The following is a 15370-nucleotide window of genomic DNA, read 5'->3' on the forward strand; positions in this document are numbered from 1 at the left end:
GTATGTCGTTGAGGAAGAAACTTGCGCCTGAAACCCTGTGCCCGGTCTCCCGCGCGGAGGAGATCGTGGGCAGCAGTTGGACGGTGCTGGTGCTGCGCGAATTGTTCATGGGCAACCATCGGTTCGACGAAATCCAGGTACAAAGCGGCGGCACGCCGCAAATGATTGCTGCGCGCCTCAAAGGCCTGGAAGCCGATGGGATGGTGGAGCGCCGGCCTTACAGCGAGCGGCCTTTGCGCTACGAATATTTCCTCACGCCAAAAGGCGAGGGGTTCTACTCGGTGGTACTGGCGTTGCGCGCCTGGGGCGAAACCTGGTGCAAGTCCCCGGGCGAGGACAGGGCGGTGAATTACATCCACGTGCCCTGCGGCCAGCCTGCAGGCTTGGGCCCATTGTGTGAGCATTGCGGTGAGCCACTGCGTCGGGGCGAACTGGTGGGCGAACTGAGCGAGGGGTATGCCCTGGAACGCCAGTTGCGTCGTGAGGGTGCCTAACCCAGGCCGTCGGTGATGGCCTGGATCAGCAACTGATTGGCCAGCCGTAAGTTGCCCGGGCGGGGCGAGTGCGTGACCCAAATGCCCATCTTGAGCTGGAAGTCCTCGATGCTCACCACCGACAACGCGTGTGCGTACGGGTTGCCGGGCAGCAGCGTCGCCGGGATCAGCCCCAGGCCCAGGCCGGCCGCGACCATGCGCATTTGCATGGCGGCGCCGTGGGTGTCCACCGCGAGCTTGAGCGTGTGCCCGCGCCCGCCCATGGCCGCTTCCAGGGCCGCTCGATAGCCGCAGCCCTTGGGGTTGAGCACCCACTCTTGAGCGGCCAGGTGTTTGATCTGGGTGGCGGCATTCACCAGGGGTTTTGATTGGCTCTGCACCACCAGGATATCGAGCGTGGTCACCCGTTGACCTTCCAGTGCCGCGGGTGGGCGGCTGGCCGCTGGCAACATCAGGGTGGCGGCGTCCAGTTCGCCGGCCAGCATCTGCTGCTCCAGTTCGGAACTCCAGTCGGTGACGATCTGCAGTTCAAGGCTCGGCAGTTGCTCGCGCATGCGGGTCACCACGTCAAACATCACGGCGTCCGCGACGATCTGCGTCAGCCCCACGCGAAACCGCCCGCTGGGCACTGCGCTTTCCTGCGGCAGGCTGAGCAAATGCTCGGCGTCGCGCAACAGGCCCACGGCCAATTCGTAGACGCGGTGCCCCATGGCCGTGGGCAAGGGCGGGCGCGTGGTGCGATCAAGCAGCGCTTCGCCCAGGGTCTCTTCCAGGTGCTGGATGCGGCGGGACACGGCGGACTGGGTCAAGCACAAGCTCTGCGCCGCTTTGGTCAGTGAAGCGCTTTCAATCACCGTGACGAAGGCTTTCAGGTCCTGGAATAGCATGCGTATTACTCATCATCTTTTCGAAAATTATGCGCTTGATGAATCATGGCGTCGAGACTAGCGTTGTATCACCGGCCACCGACCTGGATTGGCCATTGACCCGTTAAGGATGTCCCCATGCCTTTAGTTCGAATCGACCTCGCTGCCGACACCAGCGCCGAAACCGCAGCGGCCATCGGTGATGTGGTGTATGCCGCAATGACGAGCGTTGCCAACGTGCCGGAGCACGATAAATTCCAGATCATCAACCGCCATGCCAAGGATGAACTGGTGTACCCGGCGGCCGGCTACCTGGGCATCTCGTACACGCCCAAAATCGTGTTTATCCAGGTCACCTGGAACGCCGGGCGCACCATCGAAGTGAAAAAGGCCTTCTACAAGTTCATCGCCGAAGGCGTCCACGCCAAGACCGGGCTGCGCAAGGAAGACGTGTGGATCAGCCTGGTGGACGTGAAGCGTGAAGACTGGTCTTTCGGCAACGGCGAGATGCAATACGCGCCCACCGAGTGATCTGAACACAGTAAAAAGGGGCGACGCCTGTGGGCGTCGCCCCTTTTTTTATCCGGCGTTCAGCGCTTGCAGAAACGCGCTGTGCTGCAGGGTCTGGGAAAACATCGGCAAGGTGAACTGCTCGGCGGCGTGTTGTTGTTCGTCACTGAAGGTGGCGGTGCAGTCGGTCAGGGTCACGACGTCGTAGCCCTTTTCATAACCGGAACGCACGGTGCCTTCGACGCAGCAGTTGGTCAGGAAGCCTGCGACCACCAGGTTCTGGATGCCATTGTTGCGCAGTACCAGGTCCAGGCCGGTGGTGGCGAAGGCGTCCAGACCGCGCTTGCCCTCGATCACGATGTCGACGGGATCGCGGGGCAGGGCGTCGGTGATTTCGGCGCCCCAGGAGCCGGCGAGAAACGCATGGCCGTCCGACACGCCTTTGAGGATCCCGTAGGAGCGCGTGGTGAGCTCCGGGTAGCCTTCGGCAAAGTGGATCGGCATATGGATGATCGTCACACCAAGCTTGCGCGCCTGCTCGATGGTAGTCGCGGTATTGGCGAGCATGTTGGAGGACTGCATCACGCCTTTGACAGCGTCATGGAAGACCCCGCCCGGACTGGTGAAGTCGTTCTGGTACTCGATCAAGACAATCGCGGTGTTATGCGGGTGCATGGGAAGGCTCCTGTCAGTGGTTGCCCGGGATGGGGGCGTTGGGGTGGATGAAACCCTGCTCTTTCATGGCCTGCCAGAACGCAGGCGGGATCACGGCATGGATCGCTTGGGTGTCTTCGATAATCCGCGAAGGGCGGCTGGCGCCCGGAATGACGGCGGCCACGAGCGGGTTGGCCAGCGGGAATTGCAAAGCGGCGGCCTTGATATCCACGTGGTACTGCTGGGCGAGGGCGTGGATTTTCGCCACTTTGTCGAGCATCGCGGCGGACGCCGGCTGGTATTCGAAGTGTTTGCCGCCGACCAGCACGCCTGAACTGTAAGGCCCACCCGCGACAAACTCGGCGCCCTTGGCCTGAGCCTTGGCGAAGAGTCGTTGCAGGGGTTGTTCATGGTCGAGCAGCGTGTAACGGCCCGCGAGCAGGAAGCCGTCCGGACGCACGTCCTCCAGGTCCAGCAACAGCTCGCAGGGCTCAACGCGGTTCACACCCAGGCCCCAGGCCTGGATGACGCCTTCCTGCTTGAGCCGGGTCAGGGCTTTGAAGGCGCCTTTGCGGGCGATGTTGAAGTGCTCGATCCACTCATCGCCATGGGTGTCCTGGGCCACGTCGTGCACGAACACGATGTCGAGGCGGTCGGTGCCCAGACGCTGCAGGCTGCTTTCGATGGAGCGCAGGGTGGCGTCGGCGCTGTAGTCGCTGAGCATCTTGTTGGGGTTGCCCTGGCTGAACGGGCCGGAGCCGGGGTTGGGGTTCACTTCGTCAGAAACCAGGCGGCCGACTTTGGTGGCCAGGGTGTAGGAATCGCGAGGATGTTGCGCCAACGCCCGGCCCAAGCGGGTCTCGGATAACCCGGCGCCGTAGAGCGGTGCCGTATCAAAGAAGCGAATGCCCTGGTCCCAGGCCGCGGCGACGGTTGCCGCGGCTTCCTCTTCGTCGATTGAGCGAAACATGTTGCCCAGGGGCGCGGTGCCAAAACCCAGGGTGCCGATAATCTTGTCTTTCAAGCTCATTGCCGTTTCTCGTGTGGTGAAGTGGGTGGACTAGTGCTGCGCAATGCGGTTTTCGAGTGTGCCGATGCCCTCAATGGCAATGCGCACGGTGTCGCCGGCCTGCAGAAAGCGCGGCGGGGTGAAACCAATGCCGACGCCCGCAGGCGTACCGGTGCTGATTACATCGCCCGGCTTGAGCTCGATGCCGGCAGAGAGGCATTCGATCAGCGCGGGGATATCGAAGATCAGGTCCCGTACATTGGCCTGCTGGCGAAGCGTGCCGTTGACCCAGCATTCAATCGTGGCGTCCTGGGGGTTGAATGCGTCGGCGGTGACGACCCAAGGGCCCATGGGGCACAAGCCGTCGAGGGATTTGCCGAGGAACCACTGGCGGTGGTTCTTCTGCAGGTCGCGTGCGGTCATGTCGTTGATGATGGTGTAACCCCATACGTGAGCGTAGGCGTCTTCCCGGGAAATGCCTTTGCCGCCTTTGCCGATGATCACGGCCAACTCTGCTTCATAGTCCAGCTGGCGCGTGACCGAGGCGTGCAAGGGGATCGTGGCGTGATGGCCGATCACCGACTCTGGGGTCTTGGTGAAAATCACCGGAAACTGCGGGGCGATTTCCCCGTCCTTGGCGCTGTGGTCGAAACCCGATTGGCTGAACTCCGCCGCGTGCTCGTGATAGTTCTTGCCGACGCAAAAGATATTTCGCGTGGGGGAGAGCGGTGCGAGGAGGGTCGCGCCTTCCAGCGGCAGGCCGTCGCCGTGCGGGGTGAGCCCTGCCTTCAGGTGATCCCACTGACCGATCAATTGCTCCAGGCTGCCGGAAAACGGCACGGCCAGCTCACTCAGCGGCCAATAGCGCTGGCCGTCGGCATCGATCAACGCAGGCAAGGCCTTACCGTTGCTGCTCAAGACATTGGTGAATTTCATCGTATGACCCCAACCCATGTGTCGGGTGATGGAGGACCACCCGAGGTGAGATTCAACATACATGATTGGAAACATCTATTGAGAAAAGTGTTGTTGAAAACTATTAATACGTGGATGAAGCAAAACTGATAGGTGAGAACAGGTCGGCTTGACGGCTGTAAAGCCATTTGAGCAAATGCACACCCACCGTGGACGCGGTAGTGGTTAAACCTCTCTTTCTCTTGCGGATTCAGCCCCATGACATTGCGCCTGTTGCCAGCCAGCCTGCTGTTCGCCTGCACGCTCACCCACGCCGCCGAGAACCCGGTTCCACAACCGGTGGCAGAGCAGGTTGGGCGCTTGGTCGAATTGCTCAAGGACGGTTTTGCCAGCGGTTACCCCGAGGCCACCCAGGTGCAGGACTTGAACGTGGGCACGGCCGACCAGCTCACCCTGGCCGTCTTCACCGTCGAAGGCTTCGACAAGGGCAACACCTACCGTCAATACCTTGCCGCCTTTACACCCGCCGTAACGGAAGACGACCAAGAGCACTACACGCTGGTGGACGTGATGCACATCGGCGGCGACGGCTGGCGCGCCGTCGAAACACTCGACGCCAAGTGGGTGAAGGACCCGGCGCACAAGCGAGCGCTCATCGACATCCCCGTGATGGAAAACGCTTCGGGGGATTCGCCCAACTTTCCCAGCCAACCGGGCGTGATTCACCTGGCCCTGATCGGCGAGGAATCCAAGCGTTTTGTAGAGAAAGACTGAAGCACCTGAACTACGCTGCACCCAGGCGATCGTATCTCGATCAATAAAACCGGCGACGGGGCACTATGGATAAGCGGCTTGCGGGTCTTTCGTTTTTGCTGACACTGGGATGGGTCAGCGCGGTTGCGTTTGTGATGTGGTTTTTTGGCAAGACGTAGCCTGGGGGGGGACGCGGGCGTTGAAGGGTATTAATGAAACGCAACGATGGCGCCCGATAGGGAGGGCCTTATGCCCAATCTAGAAATGGTCAGGCACAAATTCGAGTTGTTGATTGGCGTTCGCGCAGTCGAACGGAGTTTCATCGACAATCTTGAACATGAACTGGGCTTGACGCTTCCCCACACCTTTAAATCTGTCGCGCACTTTTTTGATGGCAGTGGTATTTACGTCCTGCCGTTGCATCAAATCGGGTATCAGTCGCCAACGAATGTCCTCAGTGAAACCCAGCGTCTGAGAAAATATGGCGAGCTTGCATCCAGTTACCTTGTGCTCGGGGAGCCCACTGAGAGCCTGATTGTGATGGACTGTGACTCCACATCGGGACGCGTGCTCTGGTGTGATGCAACTGACGTGTGTCGTCTTGGCAAGGAACCATTGCTGAGAGAGCCTGATAGCTGGGCGTCTTACCTGGATTTTGTTGAGTATCTGGTAACACAGGAAGAGGCTGAACAAGGATAGAAGCACGCAACCTGATAGCGCTGCTCAGCATTCAAGCTGTAACCCAGCCAGGCTGACAGTCACTCGGGCAGCTCACGCCTGACGCGAGTGACGTCCGCATCTGGCGTAAATTTTAGCTGATGCAATCTGCCGCTGACTTAGGCGTACCGTTGGAAAATTTTCGAGATGATTTTCCACTGACCCTCTATTTTGAGCAGTGAAAGAAAGTCGTGGAAGCTCGCACCCAAAACGTCATTCTCCATGTCCACGCGCACGACTGCGGCTGTGGGTGCGATAGCCAAAATATCCAGACGACTGCGAGCGTTGGGTGAGGCGCCCAGTGAATTGAAGAAGCCTGCGAATACCGGAACAGCGGGACCTTGAAGCAACTCATCGCCGCTGTAGCCCCACATGATCGCATCTTTGTGGAAGGCCTTCTCAATTCCAGCGATATCACCGGAGCGATAGCCGTCTATATAAATAAGCTTGTGCTGCCTGAATCACATCATCGTACTCAGTGGTGGCGACTGGTTTTATATACGAAGTCATGTTTAACCCTCGAAAGCTACTTAGCGAAATGTGCAAATTTATTGGCCTCGCAGAGCCACAGACGGCGATCACCACAATGGTTGTTATAGCGAGTGCTCGCCCCTGGGTGATTGGACCAAACCATGGGTGATTCGTAGTGTTCTACTTTTCCGACGGCGAACGTGTCACGGCGAGCATTACAACCGTCGCCGATGGTGTTCGTGCCAGCAACTTTACGTAGGAGTCTGGTAAACGAAAACGACGTTTTTCCCTCACTTTAGGCCAAGAAATCTAACTCCCAAGCACCATCAAGAACGCCAGGCTTCGTGGCGTTACACTAGGGTCCCCGGCAACCGGGGGCTGAACGCTGGAGCTGAATTGCGATGTACCGAATTGGATTTTTTGTCTGCACTGGCCACGATGCCCTCGATCTTGCAGGGCCATTATCTGCATTCAACCAAGTGGCGACGGCTGAAGGTTATAAGCCGTATGAGCTTCGCGTCGTATCGCGTTTCGGAGGGCTGGTTATTGGCAATTCCGGCCTTCCGGTCGATACCACTCCGGTCGGTAAGGACATGTTTGACACCGTGATTTTTGTTGGGGGTGAAGTCGAACCCATGCTGACATCAGAAAATGTCGCTGCAGCAAGGCAACTGATCGTTAACGCATCGCGAGTCGCAAGCGTGTGCACGGGTGCGTTCTTGCTGGCAGAGACCGGCCTGTTGAACGATCGGCGGGCTACGACGCACTGGCACCACACTGCACAACTGCAATCGCGTTACCCCCGCATCAACGTTGAAGGGGACATTATTTTTATAGAGGACGGACACGTCTGGACCTCAGCGGGCATTGCTTCCGGGATCGATCTGGCGCTCGCTATGATTGAGAAAGACAGGGGGGCGAATGTAGCGCGCGATGTCTCCAGGTTGCTGGTCGTTCCCTACCGCCGACCTGGTCGCCAGTCGCAAATTTCCGCGATGTCGCAAATGGAACCAGAGTCAGATCGCATCCGTATTGCGCTGAAATTCGCCAGAGAGCACTTGTCTGAGGCGTTACCCATTGAGCGACTCGCCGATGCGGCGAGATTGAGCTTGAGGCAATTTGGACGAGCATTCCGTCGAGAGACGGGAGAAACGCCAGCTAAAGCAGTAGAACGCTTACGCGTCGAAGCGGCGTGTTTACGTTTGCAAGAAGGCAGTGAGCCGATCGAGCAAGTTGCCCAGGCGGTGGGCTTTACTGACCCCGAACGGATGCGCAGGGCGTTTGTTCGGCTGCATGGATATTCACCGCAACATGTCCGCCGCGAGAACCGGTTGAGCGCAGAGGGGAGATCGCTCGATGGTGAGTGATGGACGGTAAAGCCCTCGCATGCAGGAATACGGGGCTTTTTTTGCCTGCCGATGACGTTACTCAGGAACCGACCGCCAAGAGAACAACGCTACGGAACTACAATTAGGTGGGAGCCCGTGTTGATAACCGTGCTCGGCGCGCCATATGTTCATTCGCGACGCTTACCGCTTCGTCGGTTCGCCCCCACAGCCCCTTTATCTGCGCAACGATTTCGGGGCGCGCGGTGCGTGGATTCCCCGAGGTCATTGTCGGCTGCGGGTCGTACTCAAGCACGAGTTGCGTAAATTCAGCCGCGTCCCGACCTTTGAGTTGCGCGATGACCAGCAGCGCAAAATCGATACCTGCCGTTACACCGCCACCGGTGATTCGGTTCCTGTCGATGCATACTCGTTCGTAGCTCGGTTCGATACCCAGTGCGATAAGGGGTTCGTAGAAAGGCCAATAAGTCGCTGCGCGGTAGCCCTCCAATAATCCCGCCATGGCAAGAAGTACAGAGCCTGTGCATACAGCGGTTACATAGGTGGCCGTCTTGCCTGCGCGAGCAATGAAATCGAGCAGCTCCTGGTCCTTCATGATTTCAGGCGTTCCTCCACCCCCAGCGACAAACAGCACGTCCAGGTTATCTGGAACGTCATCAAACGTGATCGTAGGGTTCAGGGTGACACCCATATCCGTAGGAACGGGCTCCAGGGTCTTCCAGATTATGTGAGTTTTGGCATGAAGGCCGAACGCCGTCTGTGGACCTGCCAAATCCTGCAGAGTGAAACCAGGAAAAATCACCATGCCAATCTGCAGTTGGCGCTCTTCACGCTTATCGCTCAGCTCATCAGACATTACCGTCTCCTCTCGTCGTAATTGACTAAAGCGTATTCCTGCTGGACGCTGTACGTGAGTGGCTTAAACGACATCAAACGATCGTTTTCTGCCAGCCATTTTGATTTTGAGAGCAGAGGTCCACGGCGTGCACAAGATTGCGGTGCTGGTATTGAATGATGTGGTGCCCTTGGACTTGGGTATCGCCTATCAGGTTTTTGCGTTGGCTTCTCAGGTCGATGGGAGCAACGCTTACGAGGTGGAGGTGTGCGCACCCGAGCGGACAATTCGGGCCGCTGGCTTTGATATGCAGGTGCGGTATGGCCTCGACCGTCTTGAACTAGCCCACACTGTTGTCATTCCAGGGTGTGAAGACCCGTTTGGAGTCGTTCCAGAAGCGGTAAGCATTGCTCTTCGCGAGGCACATACGCGGGGCGCACGGTTAGCGTCCATCTGCACGGGGGCTTTTATCTTGGCCGCGAGCGGTCTTCTTGGTGGCAAACGCGTCACGACGCACTGGCGTTTCGCCGAGGACTTGGCCAGGCTTTATCCAGAGATAAAAGTAGAACCTAATGTCCTATTTGTGGATGAAGGCAGCATCGTGACGTCGGCCGGCGCGTCAGCGGGATTAGATATGGGTTTGCATATCGTGCGACGCGACTTTGGTCAGGCTGTTGCGGCAAACACTGCCCGTCTGGTGGTCGCGCCACTGTATCGTGATGGCGGTCAGGCCCAATTTATTCGTCAGGAGCTTCCAGGTTCTCCAACCAGCTTAATGTCCTTGATCGAATGGATACGGGACAATTTGAACCGTCCGCATACGGTCGATAGCCTTGCCGCTCGCGCCAACATGAGCTCGCGTACCTTTGCTCGGCGATTTCAAGAACAGACCGGTACGACACCTTTACAGTGGCTTCTCACCGCTCGTATTGATCGAGCGCGTGAGCTGCTTGAGGACAGCGAGACATCGGTTGATCAAACGGCATTGCTTTCCGGATTCGGGTCTGCGGTGACCTTCCGGTCGCGGTTCCGAAAAGTCGTTGGCCTCACGCCAACGGAGTACCGTCGCCGTTTTAGTTCGGCTCGGCACGTTTGATGAACAGCGGCATACCTGGCCAGTAGCAAACAACGTCGATTTTCTTTTGACCCAGTGTTTTTGGCCGACACAAAAAAGCCCGCGCTTGGCGGGCTTGAGGTGAACACTGGGAATCGCGCTTACGCAGACAAGTGCAAATCGCCACGATGGACTATGTGCACTTTATTGCCATCCGGGTCACGTAGGTACGCGCCATAATAGCCGTCGCCATAATGCGCGCGTGGCCCTGGTTCACCCGCATCAACACCGCCAGCACGAAGGCCTGCGGCGTAGGCTGCGTCGACAGAGTCTGGATGTGGCGCGCAGAAAGCCACCATGCTGCCATTTCCCGCGACGGCCTCTTTGAGGTCGTAAGGGCAGTAAACATAAAAGCGCGGCAGGGGGCTGTTGGGGTTAACCCAGCATGCGGCAAGAGGCCCTCCATCAGGTGTTACAACCCGACGGCAAAGTCCCAGAGGGATCAGCACCGCGTCATAGAAGGTAGCGGCTTTATCAAGATCGTTTGTCCCAACGGTTACGTGACTGAACATCCTGTGTTCCTACTGACGAAGGCGAGGGGCTATCGTGTCATTTTGTAGGGTGGCGCGTATAGCCGTCGTTGTGCGCGCCCAAGTAAGACATTTACCGGTAACGACATGACTCCGCGCTGGGCTTTTTGCATCGAGTTCCCCAGTGCTACAGTCCCGGCAAACCAAAGAGGGAACAACATGCATTTGGCCCAAAGATTTGTTCCGGACGGGTTGACACATGGGTAAGCTTGACCACTTAAACGATCTGCTGCGCGAGCATGATTGCGTTATGTCGATCGACATAAAATTCGACGATTCCAAATACGATTTGCGGTTGAAACTGTCTGTCGATGAGTCAGGTTTGGACGCAGTGACTCTTACTTTTCACGATATCAGCGCGCTTGATTTGAACGGGTTTGGTGGTGGGTTGACCCAGTTTATGCATCTTGAGGCATCTCGTGTGGAAGACGGCCTCGACAGAGTCCGCTATGAAATCAGAGATCTGAGTGACGAGAAGATATCGTTTAAGTTTTTCACTTTCAGCGGTTCAACTATTTAGGGGCGATCAGGCGGATTTTGATAGCGGCGGTAGGGTTTGTGTTCGGTCGGCAGGACGCCGGGCTGGGTGAGTTGCGCAGCGGCGCCCAAAATTGCAGAGCGCAAAAGATAAGGGCCTGCACGACGTTAATCATGCAAGCCCTTGATATCTATGGTGCCCGAAGCCGGAATCGAACCGGCACGCCCTTACGAGCGGGGGATTTTAAGTCCCATGCGTCTACCAGTTTCGCCATTCGGGCGGTAGCGCGGTGAAGCAGGGTTGGGAATATATAGACCCAAACGCTTCGACGCAAGGTCGCAGCGCTCCTTTCTTGCACAAACGCCCGGCTGAAAAAGCTCGATAGATCAGTGATCTACGGATAACTCTTGGCGCAATGCCGAGGAATCTTACAGCACGGGAACAAGATCCCAAAATCCCAGTCATAGCGATATGCCATCCCGGCAGTCATGAAAGGAATCTGTTGATGCACAGTGTTCGCAAGCCTTCTTTGGTCATTGCTGCAAGCGTATTGGGGTTGCTGGCCGCCTTTGGTGTGACGACGGCGCAGGCGGGTGATGTGCAGTGGGGAAGTTTCGGTTCAGGCAGCAGCGACAAGCTCACCACCAGCTCAACGGAGGGCGCCCACCGCGTGTTGTCCACCACCGGTTTTTCGGTAAGTGATCTCGAAAAAATGCGCGATGGCCAAAAGAGCGATCATGAAGAGCTGCAGCGGCTCAAGAGCAAGCTGGACGAGCAGGCGATGTATTTCGAGGAGTTCAAGCGTAAGAACGGCTCAAGTTCCAGCGCCAGCGACAGCCAATTATCCGACTTGAAGCGCACCGTGGCCGATCAGAAAAACACCATCGACAAGCTCAAAAGCGAAGTGGATGACCTCAAGCGCAATTCAAGCTCCAGTTCCAATTCCAGCTCCAGCGAACTGTCGCGGCTCAAGAGCGATGTCAGTGACCAGAAGCGCAGCATCGACGATCAAAAACGCAGCCTGGACGACCTCAAACGCAGCCTGGATACGTTGAGCAGCAAGGTGAAATAACCCGCCCTACAGACTGGCGCCTGCAAGCAGCAGGCGCCTTGTCTGAGCCGATTATACGAACGGCTGGCCGCTGAAACCCCGTGGCAAACGCTGCAGCCCGGGCAGATCGGTCAGGCGTTGCGTCCAGGCACTGCGCCAATCACTGGCGGTGTGGGTCTTGGCTTTGCGCGCGGCGCGGCGAGCGGCATTACGCTGGGTGCGCCGCGCTTCTTTGTAGGCATCGGTGTTGCGGCAGGTACGGCATTTGACACGGTTCAGCTCGGTGCTGGACGTGAGGTTGTTACCGTGATGGCCGCAGGCCAAATGCCCGGCGACCTTGAAGTGAGTGACCATGTAAGCGTCTCCTTCTTATGGGGGTACGCACAGCCCGGCAGGGCGGGTGTACGTGAGCAGGGCGGGACAATTTCTCCCGGCGCCTTACAGTTACGACCTTACGCGACGTGCAGCGTTCGGTTTTGTTATCACCGGGGTTCACGCTACCCTGAGGCGTCAACAATCATAAAAAGGAGTGGATAATGAGCGTCGAACACCAGCCGCTGGAAGGCAGTTGCCGCTGCAACCGGGTGCGTTTCAGCGTGAGTTTGCCACCAGTGATCACCATGGCCTGCCACTGCACCGGCTGCCAGAAGATGACCTCCAGCGCGTTCTCCCTCAGTGCGCTGATTCCCGCCAGTGGTTTTACCGTGACCCAAGGCTGCCCGGTGATGGGCGGGCTGCACGGTGTGGACCGCCATTATTGCTGCCCGCACTGCATGAGCTGGCTGTTTACCCGTCCCCATGGCATCGATGAGTTCGTCAACGTGCGTGCGACCTTGCTGGACAACGCCGGTGCCTACGTACCCTTCATGGAAACCTGGACCAGCGAAAAACTGCCCTGGGCCTCCACACCCGCCGTCGAAAGTTTTGCGCAGTTGCCTCAGCCACACGATTTCCCGCGATTGATGCAGGCCTACGCCGAATTCAACGCGGGCTGATTTCAGTCGATCAGTGCCAGCAGGTCGGTATCGCCGACGTCCACGCCCGCCTGGGTCAGCAACGTGGTTGCCTGGCCCCGATGGTGGGTCTGGTGATTGAAAAAATGCACCAGCAGGCTGAAGAAGGGCTTGTCCGCCGCCGCGCCGCGCATGTTGTGGTAATGCAGGCGGTGATCCAGGTCGGCTTCACGCAGCGTGTGAGCCCAGTCGATGATGAGTTCGTCCAGCCAGGTTCGACGGGCGCCAAGCTCGTGGAGATCGGCGAAGGCCAATTGTTTCAGGTTTGTGGGCATGGCCAGGTCGCTCAACGGAGCCAGCACGATGAAGCCTGAAGGATGCTGGGCAAAGCGCTTGAGCCATACGGTGTCGCCCAGGGTAAGGTGGTTCAGCGTGCCGAGGATCGAGCCGAAAAATGCCTGCCGGTCCATCGCCAGCTCAGCGTCCGTCAACGTGGCGGCCGCGTCGTAGACCTTGCGGTTCATCCACTGGTTGTAGCGGGCCATCAATGCGATGTGTTCGATACGGTTCACCTGCGTTCTCCCTCAGCGGCGCAATGGCGCCATCATAAGGCGTGCCCGCCCGGCGGTCATGATATTCGCGCAATGGCGGGCTATGGTTGATGGACGCCTACATTGCACCCTGGGAGGGTGAAATCATGAACACCAGCGATCTTCTCGAACAACTGCTGCGCGCCGGGCAGCAGGGCGGCGGTGCCTCGGGTGGCGGCCTGGGTGGCTTGCTCGGCGGTTTGTTGAACGGCGCTGGCACCGGCATTGCGTCAGCCGGTGGTGGTGGCCTTGGCGGATTACTCGGAGGCCTCGGCGGCCTGTTGGGCGGTGCACCTTCGGGCAACGCGGCGCCCAATCGTTCTGGCGGGATGAACTACGCCGCGCTGGCGTCCCTCGGCATGGCGGCCTTCCAGGCCTATCAAGCGTGGCAGCGCCAGCAGGCGAGCGCACCGCAGCAAGCCTTCCAAACGGTCGACCAGTTGGACGGCCCCCAGGCCGAAGCCCATAGCCATGCGCTGTTGCGCGCACTGATCGCGGCGGCCAAGGCGGATGGCCGCATTGATGAACAAGAGCAGCAAATGATCGGGGCAGAGATCGGCCGGCATACCGATGACCCGCAATTGCAACAATGGCTCGACGCCGAAGTCGCCAAGCCACTGGATGCTGCCGATTTTGCCGAGTACGCCCATGACCCGGCGCTCGCCTCGGAGATTTACCTGGCCAGCGTGATGCTGGTGGACGACCAGCAGGACGCCGAGCGCAATTACCTCGACGACTTGGCCGCGCAGTTGCAGATCGACCCTCAGTTGCAACTGCACTTGGAGCAACAAGCCAAGGCTTAGAAGCGCACTGTGGCCCCCGTTGTCAGCCATTGGGCCTGATCGGCGATCAGGCTGCGCCCGACCACGACATCCACGTCGACGAACTCACCCAAGTGAAAGCGTGGCCCGGCCTGCCAGGCCTGGTCACCGCCTGCCTGGCCGTAACGCTCGCCAATCAGGCTCAGCGCGGGTGCTACCTGGTATTCGAACCCGGTGCCCCAGGTCAGGCGGTGTTTCTGGTCGCCGTCGTTGTAGGCGTGGGTCCAGCCGGCGTTGAGGTTCAGGCGCAAGGCTTCTGCAGGCTGCCACGTCAACGGAATGTTGAAATCGGCGCCGTCGAAGCTGTGCTGGCGGTCCAGCGCAAAATGCGCCCCGGCCGACAGGGCCAGCTCAAGCCCCAGGTCTTTCTGTGTATAGACCTGGGCTTTGACTTGCGGGTTGACCTGAGTCTCGCCGCTGCTCGCTGTGTCTGCCCGCGAGAGCGCCGCGGTCCATAGCACCGTCGGCATGCTTGTAAAGGTGCAGGCCGGTGACAGGGTCTGGTTGTGGGTGCTGCCGTCATGCCGGTTGGCGGTGAACCACGCGTCGACATTGCATTGCCCCGGATCGTTGATGGCGCCGTCGTCCACCACATAGGAGCCGCCCGCCGCATGGGCTTTCGAAAACAGGGCGATCAGCAAGATTAAACCCAGGGTCACGCCAATAAAGATCAAGTTACGTTGCAGTGCGCGCCGTTTGGCCGGTGGCAGCAGCAACAGGGTGTGGCGAGCGCCGCGATAGTGACGCGCACGGTATTTGGCGAACCCGTCCTGACGGTTCGGTGTGTGTTTTTTGTGCATGATGCACCTCGCTTGAGTTCAGCTTTCTACGGTCAGCACCGAAATGCCGCTGGCTTTTGCCTGGCAGACCAGTTCCGACGTGTCGTCGCCACCGGGGAGGGCGATGATCACGTCGGGGCGGCTGTCGGTCAGCATGAAATGGTTGCGCTGGCGTTCGGCCTGTTTACCGTGGCGTTGCCAGTTGGGTGGGTAGCGCACCACGTCGATGCCGATTTCCCGCGCCCATTCCTCGATGTCGCTGCCCAGGAATTGGTTGCCGCCGTGGATCAATACCTGCACGGGGCGCAGGCGGTGGTAGGCGTCCAGCACTTGGCGGGACTTTTTGGTGTCGGCGTAATGACGACCTGCACAGATCAAGACGCGCATAAGGTAGTTCCTTGCATTGCAAACGCACCCCTGTAGGAGCCGGCTTGCCGGCAAAGGCGTCCTGTTGAACACCCGTGGCCTCAAGGGCCTCATCGCC

At 58.8% G+C, this 15370-nt stretch carries 21 protein-coding genes and 1 tRNA gene; 10 read left to right on the forward strand and 12 right to left on the reverse strand.

What is annotated here, in order from left to right:
- Positions 1-2: 2 nt before the first annotated feature.
- Positions 3-494, forward strand: coding sequence for a helix-turn-helix domain-containing protein (locus tag HX803_RS11580; RefSeq protein WP_178920678.1), 492 nt, complete (start codon positions 3-5; stop codon positions 492-494).
- On the opposite strand, the gene HX803_RS11585 is transcribed toward HX803_RS11580, so the two are convergent.
- Entirely contained in the window at positions 491-1381 is an 891-nt protein-coding gene (locus HX803_RS11585; RefSeq protein WP_218647010.1) for a LysR family transcriptional regulator, read from the reverse strand. The genes HX803_RS11580 and HX803_RS11585 overlap by 4 nt on opposite strands.
- A 117-nt stretch (positions 1382-1498) precedes the next feature.
- Between HX803_RS11585 and HX803_RS11590 the strand changes: the two genes are divergently transcribed.
- Positions 1499-1891 carry a tautomerase family protein gene (locus HX803_RS11590; protein ID WP_178920679.1) on the forward strand — a complete coding sequence of 131 codons (393 nt, stop codon included), beginning with the start codon at positions 1499-1501 and terminating at the stop codon, positions 1889-1891.
- Between the two features lie 48 nt (positions 1892-1939).
- On the opposite strand, the gene HX803_RS11595 is transcribed toward HX803_RS11590, so the two are convergent.
- Genes HX803_RS11595 through HX803_RS11605 form a run of 3 tightly spaced genes read right to left on the reverse strand, consistent with a single transcriptional unit; the run spans position 1940 to position 4469 of the window.
- The gene (locus HX803_RS11595; protein ID WP_178920680.1) at positions 1940-2545 is read right to left on the reverse strand and encodes a cysteine hydrolase family protein; all 606 of its coding nucleotides are present in this window, start codon (positions 2543-2545) and stop codon (positions 1940-1942) included.
- 13 nt (positions 2546-2558) lie between these two features.
- Positions 2559-3554 carry an aldo/keto reductase gene (locus HX803_RS11600; protein WP_178920682.1) on the reverse strand — a complete coding sequence of 332 codons (996 nt, stop codon included), beginning with the start codon at positions 3552-3554 and terminating at the stop codon, positions 2559-2561.
- A gap of 30 nt (positions 3555-3584) precedes the next feature.
- A complete protein-coding gene (locus HX803_RS11605) occupies positions 3585-4469 on the reverse strand; it encodes a fumarylacetoacetate hydrolase family protein (protein WP_178920684.1) in 885 nt (294 codons plus the stop codon).
- A 237-nt stretch (positions 4470-4706) separates the two neighbouring features.
- Here HX803_RS11605 and HX803_RS11610 point away from each other — a divergent pair, with 237 nt between their 5' ends.
- Together HX803_RS11610 and HX803_RS11615 are read left to right on the forward strand one after the other, a co-directional pair.
- Positions 4707-5222 carry a hypothetical protein gene (locus HX803_RS11610; protein ID WP_178920686.1) on the forward strand — a complete coding sequence of 172 codons (516 nt, stop codon included), beginning with the start codon at positions 4707-4709 and terminating at the stop codon, positions 5220-5222.
- Between the two features lie 228 nt (positions 5223-5450).
- Complete coding sequence (locus tag HX803_RS11615) at positions 5451-5900, forward strand: hypothetical protein (RefSeq protein WP_178920688.1); 450 nt, start codon at positions 5451-5453, stop codon at positions 5898-5900.
- Between the two features lie 137 nt (positions 5901-6037).
- Here the strand turns inward: HX803_RS11615 and HX803_RS11620 are convergent, their stop codons facing one another.
- Positions 6038-6361: a nuclear transport factor 2 family protein gene (locus HX803_RS11620; protein WP_178920815.1), complete on the reverse strand. Its 324-nt coding sequence runs from the start codon at positions 6359-6361 to the stop codon at positions 6038-6040.
- Between the two features lie 429 nt (positions 6362-6790).
- On the opposite strand from HX803_RS11620, the gene HX803_RS11625 reads away from it, so the two are divergent.
- Positions 6791-7756 (forward strand): GlxA family transcriptional regulator, encoded by a 966-nt coding sequence (locus HX803_RS11625; RefSeq protein WP_178920690.1) that lies wholly within the window; start codon positions 6791-6793, stop codon positions 7754-7756.
- Between the two features lie 103 nt (positions 7757-7859).
- Here the strand turns inward: HX803_RS11625 and HX803_RS11630 are convergent, their stop codons facing one another.
- Positions 7860-8591: a DJ-1/PfpI family protein gene (locus HX803_RS11630; RefSeq protein WP_178920692.1), complete on the reverse strand. Its 732-nt coding sequence runs from the start codon at positions 8589-8591 to the stop codon at positions 7860-7862.
- Positions 8592-8718: 127 nt separating this feature from the next.
- Between HX803_RS11630 and HX803_RS11635 the strand changes: the two genes are divergently transcribed.
- Positions 8719-9666, forward strand: coding sequence for a helix-turn-helix domain-containing protein (locus tag HX803_RS11635; protein ID WP_178920694.1), 948 nt, complete (start codon positions 8719-8721; stop codon positions 9664-9666).
- Positions 9667-9785: 119 nt separating this feature from the next.
- Here the strand turns inward: HX803_RS11635 and HX803_RS11640 are convergent, their stop codons facing one another.
- The gene (locus tag HX803_RS11640; protein ID WP_178920696.1) at positions 9786-10196 is read right to left on the reverse strand and encodes a VOC family protein; all 411 of its coding nucleotides are present in this window, start codon (positions 10194-10196) and stop codon (positions 9786-9788) included.
- Between the two features lie 217 nt (positions 10197-10413).
- Between HX803_RS11640 and HX803_RS11645 the strand changes: the two genes are divergently transcribed.
- Positions 10414-10734 carry a hypothetical protein gene (locus HX803_RS11645; protein ID WP_178920698.1) on the forward strand — a complete coding sequence of 107 codons (321 nt, stop codon included), beginning with the start codon at positions 10414-10416 and terminating at the stop codon, positions 10732-10734.
- A gap of 151 nt (positions 10735-10885) precedes the next feature.
- On the opposite strand, the gene HX803_RS11650 is transcribed toward HX803_RS11645, so the two are convergent.
- A tRNA-Leu gene (locus HX803_RS11650) sits at positions 10886-10972 on the reverse strand.
- A gap of 225 nt (positions 10973-11197) precedes the next feature.
- On the opposite strand from HX803_RS11650, the gene HX803_RS11655 reads away from it, so the two are divergent.
- Positions 11198-11764 carry a hypothetical protein gene (locus HX803_RS11655; RefSeq protein WP_178920700.1) on the forward strand — a complete coding sequence of 189 codons (567 nt, stop codon included), beginning with the start codon at positions 11198-11200 and terminating at the stop codon, positions 11762-11764.
- Between the two features lie 51 nt (positions 11765-11815).
- Here the strand turns inward: HX803_RS11655 and HX803_RS11660 are convergent, their stop codons facing one another.
- Positions 11816-12097, reverse strand: a complete 282-nt coding sequence (locus HX803_RS11660; RefSeq protein WP_178920701.1) for a hypothetical protein — start codon at positions 12095-12097, stop codon at positions 11816-11818.
- 182 nt (positions 12098-12279) lie between these two features.
- On the opposite strand from HX803_RS11660, the gene HX803_RS11665 reads away from it, so the two are divergent.
- Positions 12280-12738: a GFA family protein gene (locus HX803_RS11665; RefSeq protein ID WP_178920703.1), complete on the forward strand. Its 459-nt coding sequence runs from the start codon at positions 12280-12282 to the stop codon at positions 12736-12738.
- A gap of 2 nt (positions 12739-12740) precedes the next feature.
- Here HX803_RS11665 and HX803_RS11670 read toward each other — a convergent pair whose 3' ends face one another.
- Complete coding sequence (locus HX803_RS11670) at positions 12741-13268, reverse strand: DinB family protein (RefSeq protein ID WP_178920705.1); 528 nt, start codon at positions 13266-13268, stop codon at positions 12741-12743.
- A 125-nt stretch (positions 13269-13393) separates the two neighbouring features.
- Here HX803_RS11670 and HX803_RS11675 point away from each other — a divergent pair, with 125 nt between their 5' ends.
- Positions 13394-14089 (forward strand): tellurite resistance TerB family protein, encoded by a 696-nt coding sequence (locus HX803_RS11675; protein ID WP_178920707.1) that lies wholly within the window; start codon positions 13394-13396, stop codon positions 14087-14089.
- On the opposite strand, the gene HX803_RS11680 is transcribed toward HX803_RS11675, so the two are convergent.
- Positions 14086-14907, reverse strand: a complete 822-nt coding sequence (locus tag HX803_RS11680; protein ID WP_178920709.1) for a hypothetical protein — start codon at positions 14905-14907, stop codon at positions 14086-14088. The two genes, HX803_RS11675 and HX803_RS11680, sit on opposite strands and share 4 nt — an antisense overlap.
- Positions 14908-14925: 18 nt before the next feature.
- Positions 14926-15273, reverse strand: coding sequence for a DUF2493 domain-containing protein (locus HX803_RS11685; RefSeq protein WP_176996002.1), 348 nt, complete (start codon positions 15271-15273; stop codon positions 14926-14928).
- Positions 15274-15370 lie beyond the last annotated feature (97 nt).

Origin of the sequence: Pseudomonas sp. P7548, from assembly GCF_013386585.1 — a bacterium.
GTDB lineage: Bacteria > Pseudomonadota > Gammaproteobacteria > Pseudomonadales > Pseudomonadaceae > Aquipseudomonas.